Origin of the sequence: Burkholderia sp. AU45251 (genome assembly GCF_030482905.1) — a bacterium.
Taxonomy (GTDB): domain Bacteria; phylum Pseudomonadota; class Gammaproteobacteria; order Burkholderiales; family Burkholderiaceae; genus Burkholderia; species Burkholderia aenigmatica.
Genome location: NZ_JAUJQH010000012.1, coordinates 95,675 through 113,691, shown reverse-complemented (window position 1 = coordinate 113,691; position 18,017 = coordinate 95,675). Strand labels below are relative to the sequence as shown.

The 18,017-nt window shown below is 64.7% G+C and carries 22 protein-coding genes and 1 tRNA gene; 22 read left to right on the top strand and 1 reads right to left on the bottom strand.

Annotation, left to right across the window (positions count from 1 at the left end):
• Position 1: 1 nt before the first annotated feature.
• The 14 genes from hisD to tatC all read left to right on the top strand — a co-directional run bounded on the left by hisD (position 2) and on the right by tatC (position 9,660).
• Positions 2-1,318: a histidinol dehydrogenase gene (gene hisD, locus QZM67_RS22990; RefSeq protein WP_301806893.1), complete on the top strand. Its 1,317-nt coding sequence runs from the start codon at positions 2-4 to the stop codon at positions 1,316-1,318.
• Positions 1,319-1,462: 144 nt separating this feature from the next.
• Entirely contained in the window at positions 1,463-2,536 is a 1,074-nt protein-coding gene (gene hisC / locus QZM67_RS22985) for a histidinol-phosphate transaminase (RefSeq protein ID WP_301806890.1), read from the top strand.
• Positions 2,537-2,601: 65 nt separating this feature from the next.
• On the top strand, positions 2,602-3,189 hold the full coding sequence (hisB, locus tag QZM67_RS22980; RefSeq protein WP_011350728.1) for an imidazoleglycerol-phosphate dehydratase HisB: 588 nt from the start codon (positions 2,602-2,604) through the stop codon (positions 3,187-3,189).
• A gap of 62 nt (positions 3,190-3,251) precedes the next feature.
• Positions 3,252-3,872, top strand: a complete 621-nt coding sequence (locus QZM67_RS22975; RefSeq protein WP_011350729.1) for a YchE family NAAT transporter — start codon at positions 3,252-3,254, stop codon at positions 3,870-3,872.
• Positions 3,869-4,510, top strand: coding sequence for an imidazole glycerol phosphate synthase subunit HisH (gene hisH, locus QZM67_RS22970; protein ID WP_011350730.1), 642 nt, complete (start codon positions 3,869-3,871; stop codon positions 4,508-4,510). Before QZM67_RS22975 ends, hisH begins: the two co-directional genes overlap by 4 nt.
• Before the next feature lie 163 nt (positions 4,511-4,673).
• Positions 4,674-5,429, top strand: coding sequence for a 1-(5-phosphoribosyl)-5-[(5-phosphoribosylamino)methylideneamino]imidazole-4-carboxamide isomerase (gene hisA / locus QZM67_RS22965; protein WP_043191766.1), 756 nt, complete (start codon positions 4,674-4,676; stop codon positions 5,427-5,429).
• A gap of 107 nt (positions 5,430-5,536) precedes the next feature.
• Positions 5,537-6,310 (top strand): imidazole glycerol phosphate synthase subunit HisF, encoded by a 774-nt coding sequence (gene hisF, locus QZM67_RS22960; protein WP_301806886.1) that lies wholly within the window; start codon positions 5,537-5,539, stop codon positions 6,308-6,310.
• Positions 6,310-6,726 (top strand): phosphoribosyl-AMP cyclohydrolase, encoded by a 417-nt coding sequence (gene hisI / locus QZM67_RS22955; protein WP_039366640.1) that lies wholly within the window; start codon positions 6,310-6,312, stop codon positions 6,724-6,726. The genes hisF and hisI overlap by 1 nt, the downstream gene beginning before the upstream one ends.
• Complete coding sequence (locus QZM67_RS22950) at positions 6,723-7,088, top strand: phosphoribosyl-ATP diphosphatase (RefSeq protein ID WP_006751798.1); 366 nt, start codon at positions 6,723-6,725, stop codon at positions 7,086-7,088. The genes hisI and QZM67_RS22950 overlap by 4 nt, the downstream gene beginning before the upstream one ends.
• Positions 7,089-7,159: 71 nt before the next feature.
• Positions 7,160-7,552: a membrane protein gene (locus tag QZM67_RS22945; RefSeq protein WP_043191763.1), complete on the top strand. Its 393-nt coding sequence runs from the start codon at positions 7,160-7,162 to the stop codon at positions 7,550-7,552.
• 31 nt (positions 7,553-7,583) lie between these two features.
• On the top strand, positions 7,584-7,949 hold the full coding sequence (locus tag QZM67_RS22940; protein WP_043191762.1) for a histidine triad nucleotide-binding protein: 366 nt from the start codon (positions 7,584-7,586) through the stop codon (positions 7,947-7,949).
• Positions 7,950-8,042: 93 nt separating this feature from the next.
• Entirely contained in the window at positions 8,043-8,273 is a 231-nt protein-coding gene (tatA, locus tag QZM67_RS22935) for a Sec-independent protein translocase subunit TatA (RefSeq protein WP_301806884.1), read from the top strand.
• A gap of 26 nt (positions 8,274-8,299) precedes the next feature.
• Positions 8,300-8,830 (top strand): Sec-independent protein translocase protein TatB, encoded by a 531-nt coding sequence (gene tatB / locus QZM67_RS22930; protein ID WP_175026497.1) that lies wholly within the window; start codon positions 8,300-8,302, stop codon positions 8,828-8,830.
• Between the two features lie 41 nt (positions 8,831-8,871).
• A complete protein-coding gene (gene tatC, locus QZM67_RS22925; protein WP_175026496.1) occupies positions 8,872-9,660 on the top strand; it encodes a twin-arginine translocase subunit TatC in 789 nt (262 codons plus the stop codon).
• Between the two features lie 210 nt (positions 9,661-9,870).
• Here tatC and QZM67_RS22920 read toward each other — a convergent pair whose 3' ends face one another.
• Positions 9,871-11,076 (bottom strand): Do family serine endopeptidase, encoded by a 1,206-nt coding sequence (locus QZM67_RS22920; protein ID WP_043191754.1) that lies wholly within the window; start codon positions 11,074-11,076, stop codon positions 9,871-9,873.
• Positions 11,077-11,097: 21 nt separating this feature from the next.
• On the opposite strand from QZM67_RS22920, the gene QZM67_RS22915 reads away from it, so the two are divergent.
• The 8 genes from QZM67_RS22915 (at position 11,098) to QZM67_RS22880 (ending at position 17,554) form a co-directional block, all read left to right on the top strand.
• Complete coding sequence (locus tag QZM67_RS22915) at positions 11,098-11,844, top strand: Nif3-like dinuclear metal center hexameric protein (RefSeq protein WP_089449776.1); 747 nt, start codon at positions 11,098-11,100, stop codon at positions 11,842-11,844.
• Positions 11,845-12,062: 218 nt separating this feature from the next.
• Complete coding sequence (gene petA, locus QZM67_RS22910; protein ID WP_011350741.1) at positions 12,063-12,683, top strand: ubiquinol-cytochrome c reductase iron-sulfur subunit; 621 nt, start codon at positions 12,063-12,065, stop codon at positions 12,681-12,683.
• On the top strand, positions 12,680-14,062 hold the full coding sequence (locus QZM67_RS22905; RefSeq protein ID WP_175023552.1) for a cytochrome bc complex cytochrome b subunit: 1,383 nt from the start codon (positions 12,680-12,682) through the stop codon (positions 14,060-14,062). The genes petA and QZM67_RS22905 overlap by 4 nt, the downstream gene beginning before the upstream one ends.
• A gap of 21 nt (positions 14,063-14,083) precedes the next feature.
• Positions 14,084-14,842: a cytochrome c1 gene (locus QZM67_RS22900; RefSeq protein WP_043191744.1), complete on the top strand. Its 759-nt coding sequence runs from the start codon at positions 14,084-14,086 to the stop codon at positions 14,840-14,842.
• Between the two features lie 92 nt (positions 14,843-14,934).
• A complete protein-coding gene (locus tag QZM67_RS22895) occupies positions 14,935-15,546 on the top strand; it encodes a glutathione S-transferase N-terminal domain-containing protein (protein WP_006400565.1) in 612 nt (203 codons plus the stop codon).
• Positions 15,547-15,612: 66 nt separating this feature from the next.
• On the top strand, positions 15,613-16,134 hold the full coding sequence (locus QZM67_RS22890) for a ClpXP protease specificity-enhancing factor (RefSeq protein WP_301806879.1): 522 nt from the start codon (positions 15,613-15,615) through the stop codon (positions 16,132-16,134).
• An 18-nt stretch (positions 16,135-16,152) separates the two neighbouring features.
• Positions 16,153-16,228 (top strand) — tRNA-Thr (locus QZM67_RS22885).
• Between the two features lie 198 nt (positions 16,229-16,426).
• Positions 16,427-17,554, top strand: coding sequence for an acyltransferase (locus QZM67_RS22880; protein ID WP_301806877.1), 1,128 nt, complete (start codon positions 16,427-16,429; stop codon positions 17,552-17,554).
• The last annotated feature ends 463 nt before the right edge of the window (positions 17,555-18,017 follow it).

Sequence of the window (18,017 nt, the reverse complement as noted above, 5' to 3'; positions counted from 1 at the left end):
CATGTCCATCACCATCCGCAAGCTCGATTCGACGAGCGAAGGCTTCGGCGCCGAGCTGCGCGCGCTGCTCGCATTCGAGGCGAGCGAAGACGCGGCGATCGAGCAATCGGTCGCGCAGATCCTCGCCGACGTGAAGTCGCGCGGCGACGCCGCGGTGCTCGAGTACACGAACCGCTTCGACCGGCTGAGCGCGAACAGCGTCGCCGCGCTGGAGCTGCCGCAGGACGCGCTGCAGACGGCGCTCGACGGCCTCGCGCCGAAGGCGCGCGCGGCGCTGGAAGCCGCTGCGGCGCGAGTGCGCGCGTACCACGAGAAGCAGAAGATCGAGTGCGGCACGCATAGCTGGCAATACACGGAAGCGGACGGCACGGTGCTCGGCCAGAAGATCACGCCGCTCGACCGCGTCGGCCTGTACGTGCCGGGCGGCAAGGCCGCGTATCCGTCGTCGGTGCTGATGAACGCGATTCCCGCGCGCGTCGCGGGCGTCGGCGAGATCGTGATGGTCGTGCCGACGCCGGACGGCGTGAAGAACGACCTCGTGCTCGCCGCGGCGCTGCTCGGCGGCGTCGATCGCGTGTTCACGATCGGCGGCGCGCAGGCGGTCGGCGCGCTCGCGTACGGCACGGCGACGGTGCCGGCCGTCGACAAGATCTGCGGCCCCGGCAATGCGTACGTCGCGTCGGCGAAGCGCCGCGTGTTCGGTACGGTCGGCATCGACATGATCGCCGGGCCGTCGGAAATCCTCGTGCTGTGCGACGGCACGACCGATCCGAACTGGGTCGCGATGGACCTGTTCTCGCAGGCCGAGCACGACGAACTCGCGCAGTCGATCCTGCTGTGCCCGGACGGTGCGTTCCTCGAGCGCGTCGAAAAGGCGATCGACGAGCTGCTGCCGTCGATGCCGCGCCGGGACGTGATCCGCGCGTCGCTCGAAGGCCGCGGCGCGCTGATCAAGGTGCGCGACATGGCCGAAGCCTGTCGGATCGCGAACGACATCGCGCCCGAGCACCTGGAAATTTCCGCGCTGGAGCCGCAGCAATGGGGCCAGCAGATCCGCCATGCGGGCGCGATCTTCCTCGGCCGCTACACGAGCGAGAGCCTCGGCGACTACTGCGCAGGCCCGAACCACGTGCTGCCGACGTCGCGTACCGCGCGCTTCTCGTCGCCGCTCGGCGTGTACGACTTCATCAAGCGCTCGAGCGTGATCGAGGTCAGCGCCGAAGGCGCGCAGACGCTCGGCGAGATCGCATCCGAGCTCGCGTACGGCGAGGGGCTGCAGGCGCACGCGAAGAGCGCCGAGTTCCGGATGAAGAACTGACCGTACGCTGCTTGGGGCCGCGGCTGGCGCCGATGCGCCGCCCGGCCTGCCCCCGAAGGCCGGGGCTGGAGACACCTGCGCAGGGCGGCAGCCGCCGCTCTGCCGATCATTTGACGCCGGCGCGACGCACGCCGGCTTGAGACCATGACGACGCCACAAGACATCATCCGCCGCGACGTGCTCGCGATGACGAGCTACCCGGTGCCGGACGCGAGCGGGTTCGTGAAGCTCGACGCGATGGAGAACCCGTACCCGCTGCCCGAACCGCTCGCCGCGGCACTCGGCGAGCGTCTCGCGCAGGTCGCGCTGAACCGCTACCCGGCGCCGCGCCCGGCCGCGCTGCTCGAGAAGCTGCGCCACGCGATGGGCGTGCCGGCCGCCTGCGACGTGCTGCTCGGCAACGGCTCGGACGAAATCATCAGCATGATGTCGGTGGCCTGCGCGAAGCCGGGCGCGAAGGTGCTCGCGCCGGTGCCGGGCTTCGTGATGTACGAACTGTCCGCGAAGCTCGCGCAGCTCGAATTCGTCGGCGTGCCGCTGAAGGCCGACCTGACGCTCGACGTCGACGCGATGCTTGCGGCGATCGCCGAGCATCGTCCGGCGCTCGTCTATCTCGCGTACCCGAACAACCCGACCGGCACGCTGTACGACGATGCCGACATCGAACGGATCATCGCGGCCGCGCGGCACAGCCTGATCGTGATCGACGAGGCGTACCAGCCGTTCGCCGTTCGCTCGTGGCTGCCGCGCGCCGCCGAGTTCGACAACGTCGTCGTGATGCGCACGGTGTCGAAGCTCGGTCTCGCGGGCATCCGCCTCGGCTATCTGGTCGGTTCGCCCGCGTGGCTGACCGAATTCGACAAGGTGCGCCCGCCGTACAACATCAACGTGCTGACCCAGGCGACCGCCGATTTCCTGCTCGACCACCTCGACGTGCTTGACGCGCAGGCGGCCGATCTGCGTACGGAACGCACGCGTCTCGCACAGGAAGTGGCCGCGCTGCCGGGCGCGACGGTGTTCCCGAGTGCCGGCAATTTCCTGCTGGTGCGCGTGCCGGACGCGGCTGCCGTGTTCGACGCGCTGCTCACCGAGCGGGTTTTGGTCAAAAACGTGAGTAAAATGCATCCGTTGCTGGCTGAATGCGTGCGGCTGACCGTCGGTTCTCCCGACGAAAACGCGCGCCTGCTGGCCGCTTTGAAACTCGCGCTGCCCGGTTGAGCCTCTGGGCGCCGCAGCGCGAAACGATCAATCCCCATTTACATCGACTCAGTCAAGGAATTGCCATGCGTGTGGCGGAAGTCGTTCGCAATACCAGCGAAACGCAGATCCGTGTGAAGCTCAATCTCGACGGCACGGGCCAGCAGAAGCTGGCCACCGGCGTGCCGTTCCTCGACCATATGCTCGACCAGATCGCTCGACACGGTCTGGTCGATCTCGAGGTTGAAGCGCATGGCGATACGCATATCGACGACCACCACACGGTCGAGGATGTCGGCATCACGCTCGGGCAGGCCGTCGCGAAGGCGATCGGCGACCGCAAGGGCATCCGCCGCTACGGCCATTCGTACGTGCCGCTCGACGAAGCGCTGTCGCGCGTCGTGATCGACTTCTCGGGCCGGCCGGGCCTCGAATTCCACGTGCCGTTCACGCGGGCGCGGATCGGCACGTTCGACGTCGACCTGTCGATCGAGTTCTTCCGCGGGTTCGTGAACCACGCGGGCGTCACGCTGCACATCGACAACCTGCGCGGGATCAACGCGCACCATCAGCTCGAAACCGTGTTCAAGGCATTCGGCCGCGCGCTGCGTGCGGCGGTGGAGCTGGACGAGCGTGCGGCGGGGCAGATCCCGTCGACGAAGGGCAGCCTCTGAACCTGAACTGACCGGAGCGTCAAGGACAACCTCACGGCTTCGGCGCGCGGCGCCGGCTTGCGATGGATCTGCTCAAATCGTTCATTTCGCTGCTTGCGCTGATCAACCCGGTCGGTGCGGTACCGTTCTTCCTGAGCCTGACGGCGCAGCAGACGGATGCCGAGCGGCGGCGCACGATCCGGATCGCGTCGGTATCGGTGTTCTGCGTGATCACGGTGACGACGCTGCTCGGGCAGCAGATCATCAACTTCTTCGGCATTTCGGTCGGGTCGCTCGAAGTGGGCGGCGGGATCATCATGCTGCTGATGGCGATCAACATGCTGAACGCGCAGATCGGCAACACGCGATCGACGCCGGAGGAGCGCCACGAGGCCGAGCTGAAGGACAACATCGCGGTCGTGCCGTTGGCGATTCCGCTGCTCACGGGCCCCGGCTCGATCAGCACGGTGATCATCTATGCGGCGAACTCGCATCACTGGTATGAGCGGGCCGGGCTGGTCGCGATCGGCGCGGTCCTGGCTTTTCTGTGTTTCGTCGCGATGCGGCTCGCCGAGCCGATCGCGAACTGGATCGGCCGCACGGGCATCAACATCGCCACGCGGCTGATGGGTCTGATGCTGTCGGCGCTGGCGGTGGAATTCATCGTCAATGGACTGAGGGCGCTACTGCCTGCACTGAGATGAAAACTTCGATTGCGATTGTGGATTATGGGATGGGTAACCTGCGCTCGGTCGCGCAGGCGCTCAAGAAGGCTGAACCGGCCGCCGACGTGGCGATCGTCGACACGCCGGCCGCGATCCGCGCGGCCGACCGTGTCGTGCTGCCAGGCCAGGGCGCGATGCCCGACTGCATGCGCTCCCTCGGCGAATCGGGCTTGCAGGAGGCCGTGATCGAGGCCTCGCGCACGAAGCCGCTGCTCGGCGTGTGCGTCGGCGAGCAGATGCTGTTCGACTGGAGCGCGGAGGGCGACACGAAGGGCCTCGGCCTGCTGCCCGGCAAGGTCGTGCGTTTCGAGCTCGACGGTCGCCTGCAGGACGACGGCTCGCGCTTCAAAGTGCCGCAGATGGGCTGGAACCGCGTGCGTCAGTCGCAGCCGCACCCGCTGTGGGACGGCGTGCCCGACGACGCGTATTTCTACTTCGTGCACAGCTATTACGTGACGCCGGACAACCCGGCACATACGGTTGGCGAAACGGCCTACGGTGCGCCGTTTACGTCCGCGGTCGCGCGGGACAATCTCTTCGCGACCCAATTCCACCCCGAGAAAAGCGCGGAGGTCGGGTTGCGTCTGTATCGCAACTTCGTACACTGGAAGCCGTGAACGTCGCGTGCGTGCCACAGTCGGCGGGCCGGAGAGGCCCGTCTTACGGGGCTCGCCCGCCTAAGCACCGAAAGAGTTGTACTAAACTAGCGAGACGGCGCGGTACCGGATTGGCCGGTACGCGCCGGATTCTTTTCTTTTTCCACGACGACACCCGATTGCTATGTTGCTGATTCCGGCCATCGATCTCAAAGACGGTCAGTGTGTGCGCCTCAAACAAGGCGATATGGACCAGGCCACGATTTTCTCCGAGGACCCGGCGGCGATGGCCCGCAAGTGGGTCGATCTCGGCGCCCGGCGGCTCCATCTCGTCGACCTGAACGGCGCGTTCGCCGGCAAGCCGAAGAATCTCGAGGCGATCGAAGCGATCCTCGACGAAGTCGGCGATGAAATCCCCGTACAGCTCGGCGGCGGCATCCGCAGCCTCGAGACGATCGAGAAGTATCTCGATGCGGGCCTGTCCTACGTGATCATCGGCACCGCGGCCGTGAAGGATCCGGGCTTCCTGCAGGATGCGTGCACCGCGTTCGCCGGCAGCATCATCGTCGGGCTGGACGCGAAGGACGGTAAGGTCGCGACCGACGGCTGGAGCAAGCTGACGGGCCACGAAGTGATCGATCTCGCGCAGAAGTTCGAGGACTACGGCGTCGAATCGATCGTCTACACGGACATCGGCCGCGACGGGATGCTGCAGGGCATCAACATCGAGGCGACCGTGAAGCTCGCGCAGGCGGTCGGCATCCCGGTGATCGCCAGCGGCGGCCTGTCGAACCTCACGGACATCGAGAATCTGTGCGAAGTGGAAGAGCACGGCGTCGAAGGCGTGATCTGCGGCCGTGCGATCTACTCCGGCGATCTCGATTTCGCGGCCGCGCAAAAGCGCGCGGACGAACTGAACGGCGAACTCGACAACGCGTAACCGCGGTTGTCCCGCTCGCCGGGGCTGCCAGCAGGCGGCCCCGACCGGAAGCCTCGCGCGAGGCTTTCCGTAACCGGCCGTCCCATCGCGGCATTTGGCGCAACATCATGGCTCTAGCTAAACGCATCATCCCCTGCCTGGACGTGACTGCCGGGCGTGTCGTCAAGGGCGTCAACTTCGTCGAGCTGCGCGACGCCGGCGACCCCGTCGAGATCGCCCGCCGCTACGACGACCAGGGCGCCGACGAACTGACGTTCCTCGACATTACCGCGACGTCCGACCAGCGCGACCTGATCCTGCCGATCATCGAAGCCGTTGCGTCGCAGGTCTTCATTCCGCTGACCGTCGGCGGTGGCGTGCGCGCCGTCGAGGACGTGCGACGCCTGCTGAACGCGGGCGCGGACAAGGTCAGCATGAATTCGTCGGCGGTCGCGAACCCGCAGCTCGTGCGCGATGCGGCCGACAAGTACGGCTCGCAGTGCATCGTCGTCGCGATCGATGCGAAGCGCGTGTCGGCCGACGGCGAGACGCCGCGCTGGGAAGTCTTCACGCACGGCGGCCGCAAGAACACGGGCCTCGACGCGATCGAATGGGCGCGCAAGATGGCCGAGCTCGGCGCGGGCGAGATCCTGCTCACGAGCATGGACCGCGACGGCACCAAGTCGGGCTTCGACCTCGCGCTCACGCGCGGCGTGTCGGACGCGGTGCCGGTGCCGGTGATCGCGTCGGGCGGTGTCGGCTCGCTGCAGCACCTGGCCGACGGCATCAAGGACGGCCGCGCCGATGCGGTGCTGGCCGCGAGCATCTTCCACTACGGCGAGCACACGGTTGGCGAGGCGAAGCGCTTCATGGCCAATCAGGGCATCCCGGTGAGGCTGTGATGAATACGGAAACGAATGCATTGCCCGCGTGGCTGGATAAAGTCCGCTGGGACGACAACGGCCTCGTGCCGGTGATCGCGCAGGAAGCGTCGACGAACGACGTGCTGATGTTCGCGTGGATGAACCGCGAGGCACTGGCGAAGACGATCGAGACGCAGCGCGCGGTCTATTATTCGCGTTCGCGCAAGCGCCTGTGGTTCAAGGGCGAGGAGTCGGGCCACGTGCAGCACGTGCACGAGGTGCGGCTCGACTGCGACGAGGACGTCGTGCTGCTGAAGGTCGAGCAGGTGTCGGGCATCGCGTGCCACACCGGCCGGCATTCGTGCTTCTTCCAGAAATTCGAAGGCACCGTCGACAGCGGCGACTGGGTCGCGGTCGAACCGGTGCTGAAAGATCCCGAACACATCTACAAATGACGCAATCGACCGAAGACACGCTGCTGCGCCTCGCGGCCGTGATCGATAGCCGCAAGGGCGGCGATCCCGATCAATCGTACGTATCGCGCCTGTTCCACAAGGGCGACGACGCGGTGCTCAAGAAGATCGGCGAAGAGGCGACGGAAGTCGTGCTGGCCGCGAAGGACGTGCGCCAGGGCGGCGCGCCGACCGCGCTCGTCGGCGAGGTGGCCGACCTGTGGTTCCACTGCCTCGTGATGCTGTCGCATTTCGACCTGAGCCCGGCCGATGTGATCGGCGAGCTCGAGCGCCGTGAAGGGCTGTCGGGTATCGAAGAGAAGGCCCTGCGCAAGCGTCGCGAGCGCGAGGAAAACGGCGGCTGACATGTAGCGTCCCGCCGCGGTGGCAACAGTGCGGTAAGCTGTAAGAATTGTCATCTAACGGGGGTAGCATCATGAACGATACGTCGAACCAGTTTCCGACGCCTGCGGTGCCGGGGGCTGCGGACGCCGAACGCCTGAACGGGCTGCGCACGCTGACTCACGTGCTCTACGGCCTCTATGCGTTTCATTGGCTGACGGGCGGCGTCACGGGCATCATCGCGATCATCATCAACTACGTGAAGCGCGACGACGTGGCCGGCACGCCGTATGCGGCCCACTTCGAGTGGCAGATCCGCACGTTCTGGCGCGCGCTGATCGCGTACGTGATCGGGTTCGCGCTGATGTTCGTGGTGGTCGGATTCGCAGTGATGTTTGTCACATGGATCTGGACGCTGTACCGTATCATCAAGGGTTGGCTGTACCTGAACGACAACAAGCCGCTCGATCCGCAGGCCTGGTTCTGACCGGCTGCGCGCGGGCGTCTGCAGGAGCAACATGAGTCACGATCCGAATTGCCTGTTCTGCAAGATCGCAGCAGGCGAGATCCCGAGCACGAAGGTGCACGAGGACGACGAATTCGTCGCGTTCCGCGACATCCGCCCGGCGGCCGAGACGCACGTGCTGGTGATTCCGCGCCAGCATCTGCCGACGCTGTCGGCGGCGAGCGAGACCGATGCGCCGATGCTCGGCCGGCTGATGCTGCTCGTCTCGCGTCTGGCCGACCAGCTCGGCGTCGCTTATACGGGTGGCGAAACCGGTTTCCGTACGGTGATCAACACGGGCCCGGGCGGCGGGCAGGAGGTCTACCACCTGCACGCGCATATCCTGGCGGGTCCGCGCCCCTGGCAGCGGATGGGTTGACGGCGCGGGGCGTATCCCCGCATCGATGGTCGAAGCCGGCGCGTTGCCGGCGATTTACGCTGCATCGCGGCGTGGTTGAGGAGAGGTTTCATCATGGGTGGATTGAGCATTTGGCACTGGCTGATCGTGCTGCTGATCGTCGCGCTGGTTTTCGGTACCAAGAAGCTGCGCAACATCGGTAACGATCTCGGCAGCGCCGTGAAGGGTTTCAAGGACGGCATGAAGGACGGCGAAGCACCGGCGGACGCGCAGCAACTGCCGCGCTCGGGCCCGGTCGACGTCAACGCGAAGGAAACGACGCGTTCCGACTCGAACAAGGCGTAACGCCGGCACGCTGACAGGCATTCGCGATGCTGGATCTCGGTCTTTCGAAGATGGCGCTGATCGGCGTCGTCGCGCTCGTGGTGCTCGGCCCCGAGCGCCTGCCGCGCGTTGCGCGTACGGCAGGCGCGCTGTTCGGCCGCGCGCAGCGGTATATCAATGACGTGAAGGCCGAGGTCTCGCGCGAAATCGAACTCGACGCGCTGCGGACGATGAAGACCGATTTCGAAGCGGCCGCGCGCAATGTCGAGACGACGATTCACGACAACCTGCGCGAGCACGAGAAGGAACTGAACGACACGTGGCATTCCGCGGTCGGCGGTCTCAATGAAGCGGCGGGCGACGCCGGTTCGACCGGTTCCGACACGCCCGCGGCGCCGTCCTGGCGCGGTAGTTCGGCCGCGCTCGCGCCGAAGCGCCGCAACTGGCGCGTCAAGCAGGCGGCTGCGCCTGTCTGGTACAAGCGCGCGACCACGCGCCGCACGCACGTGCAGTCGGGCGCCGCGCGCGTTGCGCGCCACCAGCCGGCCAGCCTGCGCCGGCCGACGCGCTTCTTCTGAGCCGAGCGCATGCTCGCTCGTCAATCCTACCGAGGGCCGGCGTGAGCGACCCCCAGCAGAACCCGGGCGACGCCCCGGAAGAAACCTTCATTTCCCATCTCGTCGAGCTTCGCGATCGCATCATTCGCGCGGGCGCGGCCGTGATCGTCGTGTTCCTCGGGCTCGTCTACTGGGCGCCCGACATCTTCCGGCTGCTCGCGCGGCCGCTGATGCAGAACCTGCCGAAAGACGGCAAGATGATCGTCACCGATGTCACCGGCTCGTTCTTCGTGCCGATGAAGGTCACGATGCTCGTCGCGCTCGTGATCGCGCTGCCGATCGTGCTGTACCAGATCTGGGCGTTCGTCGCGCCGGGGCTGTACCAGCACGAGAAGAAGCTCGTCGCGCCGCTCGTCGGCAGCAGCTACGTGCTGTTCCTGTGCGGGATGGCGTTCGCGTACTTCCTCGTGTTCCCGACGATCTTCCGCGTGATGGCGCACTACAACGCGCCGCTCGGGGCGGAAATGACCACCGACATCGACAACTACCTGAGCTTCGTGCTCGGGATGTTCATCGCGTTCGGGGTCACGTTCGAGGTGCCGATCGTCGTCGTGCTGCTCGTCCGGATGGGCGTGCTGTCGCTGAAGAAGCTGAAGGAGATGCGGCCGTACGTGATCGTCGGCGCATTCATCGTCGCGGCGGTCGTCACGCCGCCGGACGTGTTCTCGCAACTGATGCTCGCGTTGCCGCTGGTCGTGCTGTTCGAGATCGGGCTGCTGGCTGCGCGGTTCTTCGTGCCGAAGAAGCCGGCCGAAGAGGGCGACGCGGAGAACGGCGAAGCCGCGAGTTGACGGCAGCGCGCCGGGGCGGTGCGCGGCGGGGTCGGTCTTCCGGCCGCACCTGAACGGGCCCGGTGGTGCTGGGTTAGCTGGAAAGCACGTGGCGAGGCCACCTTCCCGGCAACGAAGGTCTTTCGATACAAAACAAAAGGGCAGCCAAGCGGCTGCCCTTTTTCATTTTCGACGGTGCTCGGCATGCGGCAGTGCGCCGCTCGCCCGACGTCATTCGGTATCGCTGTCCTGCTCGTCGAGCGTCTGCTTCGGCGGCGGCGGACGCTTGCCGATCACGACGTTCACGTCGAACTCCTTGCCCTTGCGTACGACGTGCACCTTGGTCGGCGTGCCCGGCTTGATCTGCGCGACGGTGTTCAACAGCTTCGTCGTGTCGGTGATCTCGTCGCCGTTGACCGAGACCAGGATGTCGCCCGGCTTGATGCCGGCCTTGTCGGCCGGGCCGCCCTGCAGCACGCCGGCGACGATCGCGCCCGATTTCTGCGACAGCCCGAACGACTCGGCGATCTCCGGTGTGACGTCCTGTGGCTCGACGCCGATCCAGCCGCGCGTGACCGAGCCCGTCGTGATGATGCTTTCGAGCACCGTGCGAGCGGTCGACACGGGGATGGCGAAGCCGATCCCGAGCGAGCCGCCCGAGCGCGAGTAGATCGCCGTGTTGATGCCGAGCAGGTTGCCGTTCACGTCGACCAGCGCGCCGCCCGAGTTGCCCGGGTTGATTGGCGCGTCGGTCTGGATGAAGTTCTCGAACGTGTTGATGCCGAGGTGGTTGCGGCCCAGCGCGCTGATGATCCCCATCGTGACCGTCTGGCCGACGCCGAACGGGTTGCCGATCGCGAGTACGACGTCGCCGACGCGCGACTGGTCGGAGCGGCCGAGCGTGATCGTCGGCAGGTTCGTCATGTTGATCTTCAGCACCGCGAGATCGGTCTCGGGATCGCTGCCGATCACCTTCGCGGTGGCTGTGCGGCCGTCCGCGAGCGCGACTTCGATCTGGTCGGCGCCGTCCACGACGTGCTGGTTCGTTAGAATGTAACCTTCAGGGCTCACGATAACGCCCGAGCCAAGGTTGGCGGCCGGTTCGTCCTGCTGCTTGCGGGCGTTGCGGTCGCCGAAGAAGTAGCGGAACAGCGGATCTTTCGCGCGCGGGTCGGGCGGCAGTGAGCCGTCCTTGCTGGAGAAGACGTTGACGACGGCCGGCATCGCCTTTTGCGCGGCCTCGGCGTACGACGTGGTCGCCGGCGCGCCGCCGATGCCCGGCGCGACTTCCCGCAGCGCAACGATCGGCGTGGCGAGCTGCTTGCCGAGCTGTCCTTGCCGTTGCAGCCATTGCGGCTTGAGCGTCACGACGATGAACATCAGCGCGAGCAGTACGGTAACCGCCTGCGCGAAGAACAGCCAGAAGCGTCTAAGCATCTGAATGGATTAGAGGTTTATATGGATCGGATCGAACTTGAATTGTACTTGAACAATACCCTTGAAACCGCGCGCTTCAAGGACTATTGCCCGAATGGCCTCCAGGTCGAGGGGCGCCGCAAGATCGAGAAGATCGCCACCGGCGTGACGGCGTCGGTCGCGTTTCTCGAAGCCGCGCTCGAATGGGGGGCGGATGCCGTGCTCGTCCATCACGGCTATTTCTGGCGCAACGAGCCGCCACAGATCACGGGCCGCAAGTACCAGCGGCTGAAGCTGCTGCTCGCGAACGACCTGAATCTGTTCGCATTCCACCTGCCGCTCGACGCGCATCCCGAATTCGGCAACAACGCGCAGCTCGGCGAGCGGCTCGGGCTGATCGGCGAGCAGCGTTTCGGCGAAGGCGACCTCGGCTGGATGGCGACGCTGCCGATGCCCGTCACGCTCGAGCACTTCGTCGCGAAGGTCGAGCGCACGCTCGGCCGCACGCCGCTCGTGCTCGGTGATTTGGACACGCAGCTGCGTCGCATTGCGTGGTGCACGGGCGCCGCGCAAAGCTATTTCGATGCGGCGATCGATGCCGGCGCCGACGTGTTCCTGACCGGCGAGGTGTCCGAATACGTGACGCATACGGCCGCCGAGAGCGGCGTCGCGTTCGTTGCGGCAGGGCACCATGCGACCGAACGCTACGGAATCCAGGCGCTGGGCGCCCACTTGTCCGAAGAATTCGATATCGAACACCTTTTTATCGATATCCATAACCCGGTCTGAATGCCGGATTTGCGGCAGCGCATCGAAATTTTGCAATGTAGCGGATGCTTAAAAGTGAAATGATTTAATCGCTCCGATAGTGGGGGAAAACCCTTAACTATCAATCACTTCGAAGGGATTTTCATCTCCGGGCCTTGTAAATGGCGACTCCATTCGAGCAAACTAGCGGCGGAATGGAAAGTCGTGACGGAAAATCCAACTCAGAAGTGGGGCGTGTGATGCGAGACAAGGAAGAGAAACGCGTCGACAGCGGCCGCCGTACCTGGCTGATTGCGACATCCGTAGCAGGTGGCGTAGGAGGCGTAGCCACCGTCATACCTTTCGCGGCGTCGCTTGCGCCGTCCGCGAAAGCGAAAGCGGCCGGTGCACCGGTCGAAGTCGACATCAGCGGGCTGAAGCCCGGTGAAATGGTCACCGTGCCGTGGCGCGGCAAGCCGGTGTGGATCCTGAACCGCACCGACGCGATGCTGGCCGACGTGGTCAAGGCCGACAAGGAAGTGGCCGATCCGACCACCGAAAAGCCCTATACGATGCCGTTGCCCGCGTATTGCGCGAACGAATATCGCTCGCGGGCCGATCGCAAGAACATTCTCGTCGTGATGGCCGTGTGTACGCACCTCGGCTGCACGCCAAGCCAACGCTTCACGCCGGGTCCGCAGCCGAACCTGCCGGACGACTGGCCGGGCGGCTTCCTGTGCCCGTGCCATGGTTCGACCTACGACCTCGCCGGCCGTGTGTTCAAGAACAAGCCGGCGCCTCAGAATCTCGACATCCCGCCCTACATGTTCACGTCGGCGACGACCCTCGTGATCGGCAAGGACGAGAAAGGAGAAGCGTGATGGCCGACAACAAGGAAGTCTCCACGACAGGTCTCACCGGCTGGATCGATCAGCGCTTCCCGCTCACGTCCACCTGGAAGAAGCACGTTTCCGAGTACTACGCGCCGAAGAACTTCAACTTCTGGTACTTCTTCGGCTCCCTCGCGCTGCTGGTGCTCGTCAACCAGATCGTCACGGGCATCTTCCTGACGATGAACTACAAGCCCGACTCGACGCTCGCGTTTGCGTCGGTCGAGTACATCATGCGCGAGGTGCCGTGGGGCTGGCTGATCCGCTACATGCACTCCACGGGCGCGTCGATGTTCTTCGTGGTCGTCTATCTGCACATGTTCCGCGGGCTGCTTTACGGGTCGTACCGCAAGCCGCGCGAACTCGTGTGGATCTTCGGCTGCGCGATCTTCCTGTGCCTGATGGCCGAGGCGTTCTTCGGCTACTTGCTGCCGTGGGGCCAGATGTCGTTCTGGGGCGCGCAGGTGATCGTGAACCTGTTCTCGGCGATCCCGTTCGTCGGCCCCGACCTGTCGCTGTGGATTCGCGGCGACTACGTGGTGTCGGACGTCACGCTGAACCGCTTCTTCGCGTTCCACGTGATCGCGATTCCGCTCGTGCTGGTCGGCCTTGTGATCGCGCACCTGGTCGCGCTGCATGAAGTGGGCTCGAACAACCCGGACGGCATCGAGATCAAGGCGAAGAAGGACGCGAACGGCGTGCCGCTCGACGGCATTCCGTTCCATCCGTACTACTCGGTGCACGATTTCCTCGGCGTGTGCGTGTTCCTGATGGTGTTCGCGCTGATCGTGTTCTTCTCGCCGGAGATGGGCGGCTACTTCCTCGAGGCGAACAACTTCGTCCCGGCGAACCCGCTGCAGACGCCGCCCGAGATCGCGCCGGTCTGGTACTTCACCGCGTTCTACGCGATGCTGCGCGCAACCACCGACCCGTTCAAGATCGTGCTGATGATCGTGATCGCGCTGCTCGGCGTGCTCGCGCTGATCCGCGCGCGCGGCAAGTGGAAGGCCGGGCTGCCGGTGCTGGCCGCGGCGATCGTCGTATTCATGTACCTGACGGAGTCGAAGTTCTGGGGTGTCGTCGTGATGGGTTCGGCGGTGATCACGCTGTTCTTCCTGCCGTGGCTCGACCGCAGCCCGGTGAAGTCGATCCGCTACCGGCCGCTGTTCCACAAGGTGTTCCTCGGGATCTTCGTCGCCGCGTTCCTGACCCTCGCGTTCCTCGGCACACGGCCGCCATCGCCGGTCGCGACGCTGATCGCGCAGGGCTGCGCGCTGATCTACTTCGCGTTCTTCCTCGGCATGCCCGTCTGGACGCCGCTTGGCACGTTCAAGCAGCCGCCGGAGCGGGTGCGCTTCAAGCCCCATTAACGTGAGCGAGGAGAGAACGACATGAAGAAACTGCTTTCGACACTCGCGCTGATCGGGGCGACCGCGTGTGCGCTGCTGGTGGCGCCGGCGGTTCGGGCGGAAGGTAATTTTCCGCTCGACCGGGCGCCAGATAACACGGAAAATCTCGTTTCGCTTCAGCACGGCGCGCAATTGTTTGTAAACTATTGCCTGAACTGCCACAGCGCGAACCTGATGCGCTACAACCGTCTGACGGATCTGGGCATATCCCAGAAGGAGATCGAAACGAATCTCCTGTTCACGACCGACAAGGTCGGGAGCACGATGTCCGTCGCGATGCGCCCTGAAGACGCGAAGAACTGGCTCGGCACCTCGCCGCCCGACCTGTCGGTCGAGGAGCGGGCGCGCGGCCGCGACTGGCTGTATACGTATCTGCGCAGCTTCTATCGCGACGATACACGGCCGACCGGCTGGAACAACGCGGTGTTCGAGAACGTCGGCATGCCCCATGTCCTGTGGCAGATGCAGGGGCAGCGCACCGCCAAATTCGAAGACAAGACGGACGAGGAGACGGGCGAGAAGGTCCATACGCTCGTCGGCTTCCAGCAGGTCACGCCGGGGACACTGTCCGCGGTGGATTATGATGCTGCGGTTGCCGACTTGGTGGCGTACATGACCTGGATGTCCGAGCCGGCTCAGCAGACCCGCAAACGCCTCGGCGTATGGGTGCTGATCTTTCTCGGTGTCCTGACTTTCCTGGCCTGGCGGCTCAATGCCGCATACTGGAAAGATATCAAGTAATCACGCCTGACCGGCGTGGGGCCGGCGCAAGGTGGAACCCCGGAAGGGGTTCGCCGCGTGCCGGCCCTCGGCTTTTTTGAGGAAACGCAAACATGATGGTTCTGTATTCCGGCACAACTTGCCCGTTCTCCCAGCGTTGCCGGCTGGTGCTGTTCGAGAAGGGCATGGACTTCGAAATCCGTGACGTCGACCTGTTCAACAAGCCGGAAGACATTTCGGTGATGAACCCGTACGGTCAGGTGCCGATTCTGGTCGAGCGCGATCTGATCCTGTACGAATCGAACATCATCAACGAGTACATCGACGAGCGCTTCCCGCATCCGCAACTGATGCCGGCCGACCCCGTGCAGCGCGCACGTGCACGCCTGTTCCTGCTCAACTTCGAGAAGGAACTGTTCGTCCACGTCAGCACGCTCGAGAACGAGAAGGGCAAGGCAGCGGAGAAGAACCACGAGAAGGCACGCCTCGCGATCCGCGATCGCCTGACGCAACTCGCGCCGATCTTTGTGAAGAACAAGTACATGCTCGGCGAAGAGTTCTCGATGCTCGACGTCGCGATCGCACCGCTGCTGTGGCGTCTGGATCACTACGGCATCGAGCTGTCGAAGAACGCCGCGCCGCTGATGAAGTACGCGGAACGGATCTTCAGCCGTCCGGCGTATATCGAAGCACTGACGCCGTCCGAAAAGGTCATGCGTCGTTAATGTTGCAGGCATGACGGAGAGGGCGGCGCGGCGTGCCGCGCCCCCGCTCCGGGTTCGAGGATTGTGATGCAAGAGATTTCAACGAAGCCTTATCTGCTGCGCGCACTGTACGAGTGGTGCACCGATAACGGTTACACGCCGCATATCGCGGTGAGGGTCGACAACTCGACGCGCGTGCCGCGTCAGTTCGTGCGTGACGGCGAGATCGTGCTCAACATCAGCTTCGAGGCGACGAGCCAGTTGCAGATGGGCAACGAGTGGATCGAATTCACGGCCCGGTTCTCCGGGAAAGCGCACAAGATCGAGATTCCGGTTGCCAACGTGCTCGCGATCTATGCGCGCGAGAACGGGCAGGGCATGGCGTTCCAGGTCGATGCGGTCGCGGGCGAAGGCGAGGATTCTGGCGCGTTCGACGACGAAGCTGCGCAGGCCGACGACGTGCAGCGTGATGAGTCTTCGTCGACGCTGACACCGGTTGCCGAGCGCGGCGCGAACGAGGAGCCGTCCGAAGGTGCCGACGAACCGCCGAAAACTGACGGCGACGGCTCGAAAGGTGGCAACAGACCTCGCCTCAAGATTGTGAAATGAGGTAGAATCTCGCGCTACGCCGGCTTAGCTCATCTGGTAGAGCAGTTGATTTGTAATCATCAGGTGGCGGGTTCGAGTCCTGCAGCCGGCACCATATCTGACAAGGGGTTACGCGATGTTTGCGTAGCCCCTTCGCGTTTCCGGAACATCGCTCGCCTGTCCAGCACGGCGTGGCGGTGCTCGCAGGCCAGCTCGTTCGCGATTACGAACGGGCACGAATGGGTCGCGGTGCGAAGACCAGCCGTCGCCGGGCCGGCGCACTCCGCAACGACAATTCCGACAGGAATCGACCGTGAAGTCCTCTCGAATTCCCGAGCTTGACCTGTTTCGCTTCGTTGCCGCAGTGGCCGTCGTGTTCTTTCACTACGCGTTCCGGGGATACGCGGCCGACGACATGACCACCATGCACTATCCGGCACTCGAGCCGGTCGCGAAGTACGGCTACCTCGGTGTGCACCTGTTTTTCATGATCAGCGGTTTCGTGATCCTGATGACGGCGGGTGACGGAAGCATCAAGCGGTTCATCGCGTCGCGCGCCTCCCGCCTGCTGCCGGCCTTCTGGGCCTGCTGCACGATCACCTTTCTCGTGACGCTCGCGATCGGCGGCGATCGTTTCGTTGCGACGTGGCTGCAATACCTCGTGAACATGGTGATGCTCGGCGGCGGATTCGGCACCGACTCGATCGACGGCGCGTATTGGTCCCTGGGGGCGGAGCTGCGGTTCTACCGGCTGGTCGGGATCCTGCTCCTCATTGGCCAGATCCGTCGCGCCGAGCGCTGGCTGTTCGCGTGGCTGATTGCGACGGTGTGGGTCGAGTGGCACCAGATCGTCAAGCTCCAGGCGTTCCTGGTCACGGATTATGCGGGCTTCTTCATCGCGGGTGCCGCCATCTTCCTGATCCGCGAGCGTGGCCTGTCGCCGTCGCGCATCCTGCTCGTCGGTGCGGCCTGGGTGCTGTCGCTTTACCACGAATCCCGACTCCTGCCGTATTTCAGCGAGCACCTCAAGCATCCGCTGAATCCGGCAATCGTGGCGATCGTGATGACCGCGTTCTTCGTCGTGATGCTCGTGCTCGCGTTGCGTCGCACGCCGATGCTCGCCAGCCCGCGGTGGGTCTGGTTCGGCGCGGTCAGCTATCCGCTGTACCTGATTCATCAGCACGTCGGCTACATGCTGTTCAATCGAGTGGGCACGGCTGTCGATCCGGTCGCGATGTTTTGGGCCGTGGTCGTAGCGGCGATCGTGGCCGCGCTGTTGGTGCACGTGGTCGTCGAGAAGCCCATTGCGGGCCCGCTCAAACGTGGGCTGCTGCACGTGTTCGACGCGTTGCAACGTTGCTTGCCGGTGCTGCCAGGACGTCGGCCGCGGAGCAACGACGATCGGCGCGACGATCTTCCGGGGCAAGCGCCTCGCACTTAGCGCGCCGCCTTGCCCGGCCGTCGATGGCTTGACGGGTGTCGTCAGGCGCTTCCGACGGCTGATCTGCGGGGCGGTGGATACAGCGTGTTCGTGCGAACGTGCTGGGTGTGGCGCGGCTTTGCAAATGCGCCGTCCATGTTCTGTCGGAACGTGATCCTGTTGCCCCGGTCGCAAGCCAACACCGGTTGGCCGACGAGGTGCGTGGCAAGACGATTGCCGCGGTGATCTGCAATTCAGGGTTGAAGGACCTGTCGACGGATCTTGGGGCGGCTGATTGCGTACGGGGGCGCGGCGCGGCGCGCTCGTGCTCGAATCTTGCCGGCTCCGCGAGGTTCGACTGTATTCACGCGCAATATTCCGAAACATAGGGCGACGCAATGTATGCATGGCCCTTTGTCGTATTCAAGTTTCCTTTGCTAGGGACGCGTCCGGTAGCGCGCGTGAATATTCGTGTCGATGTTTT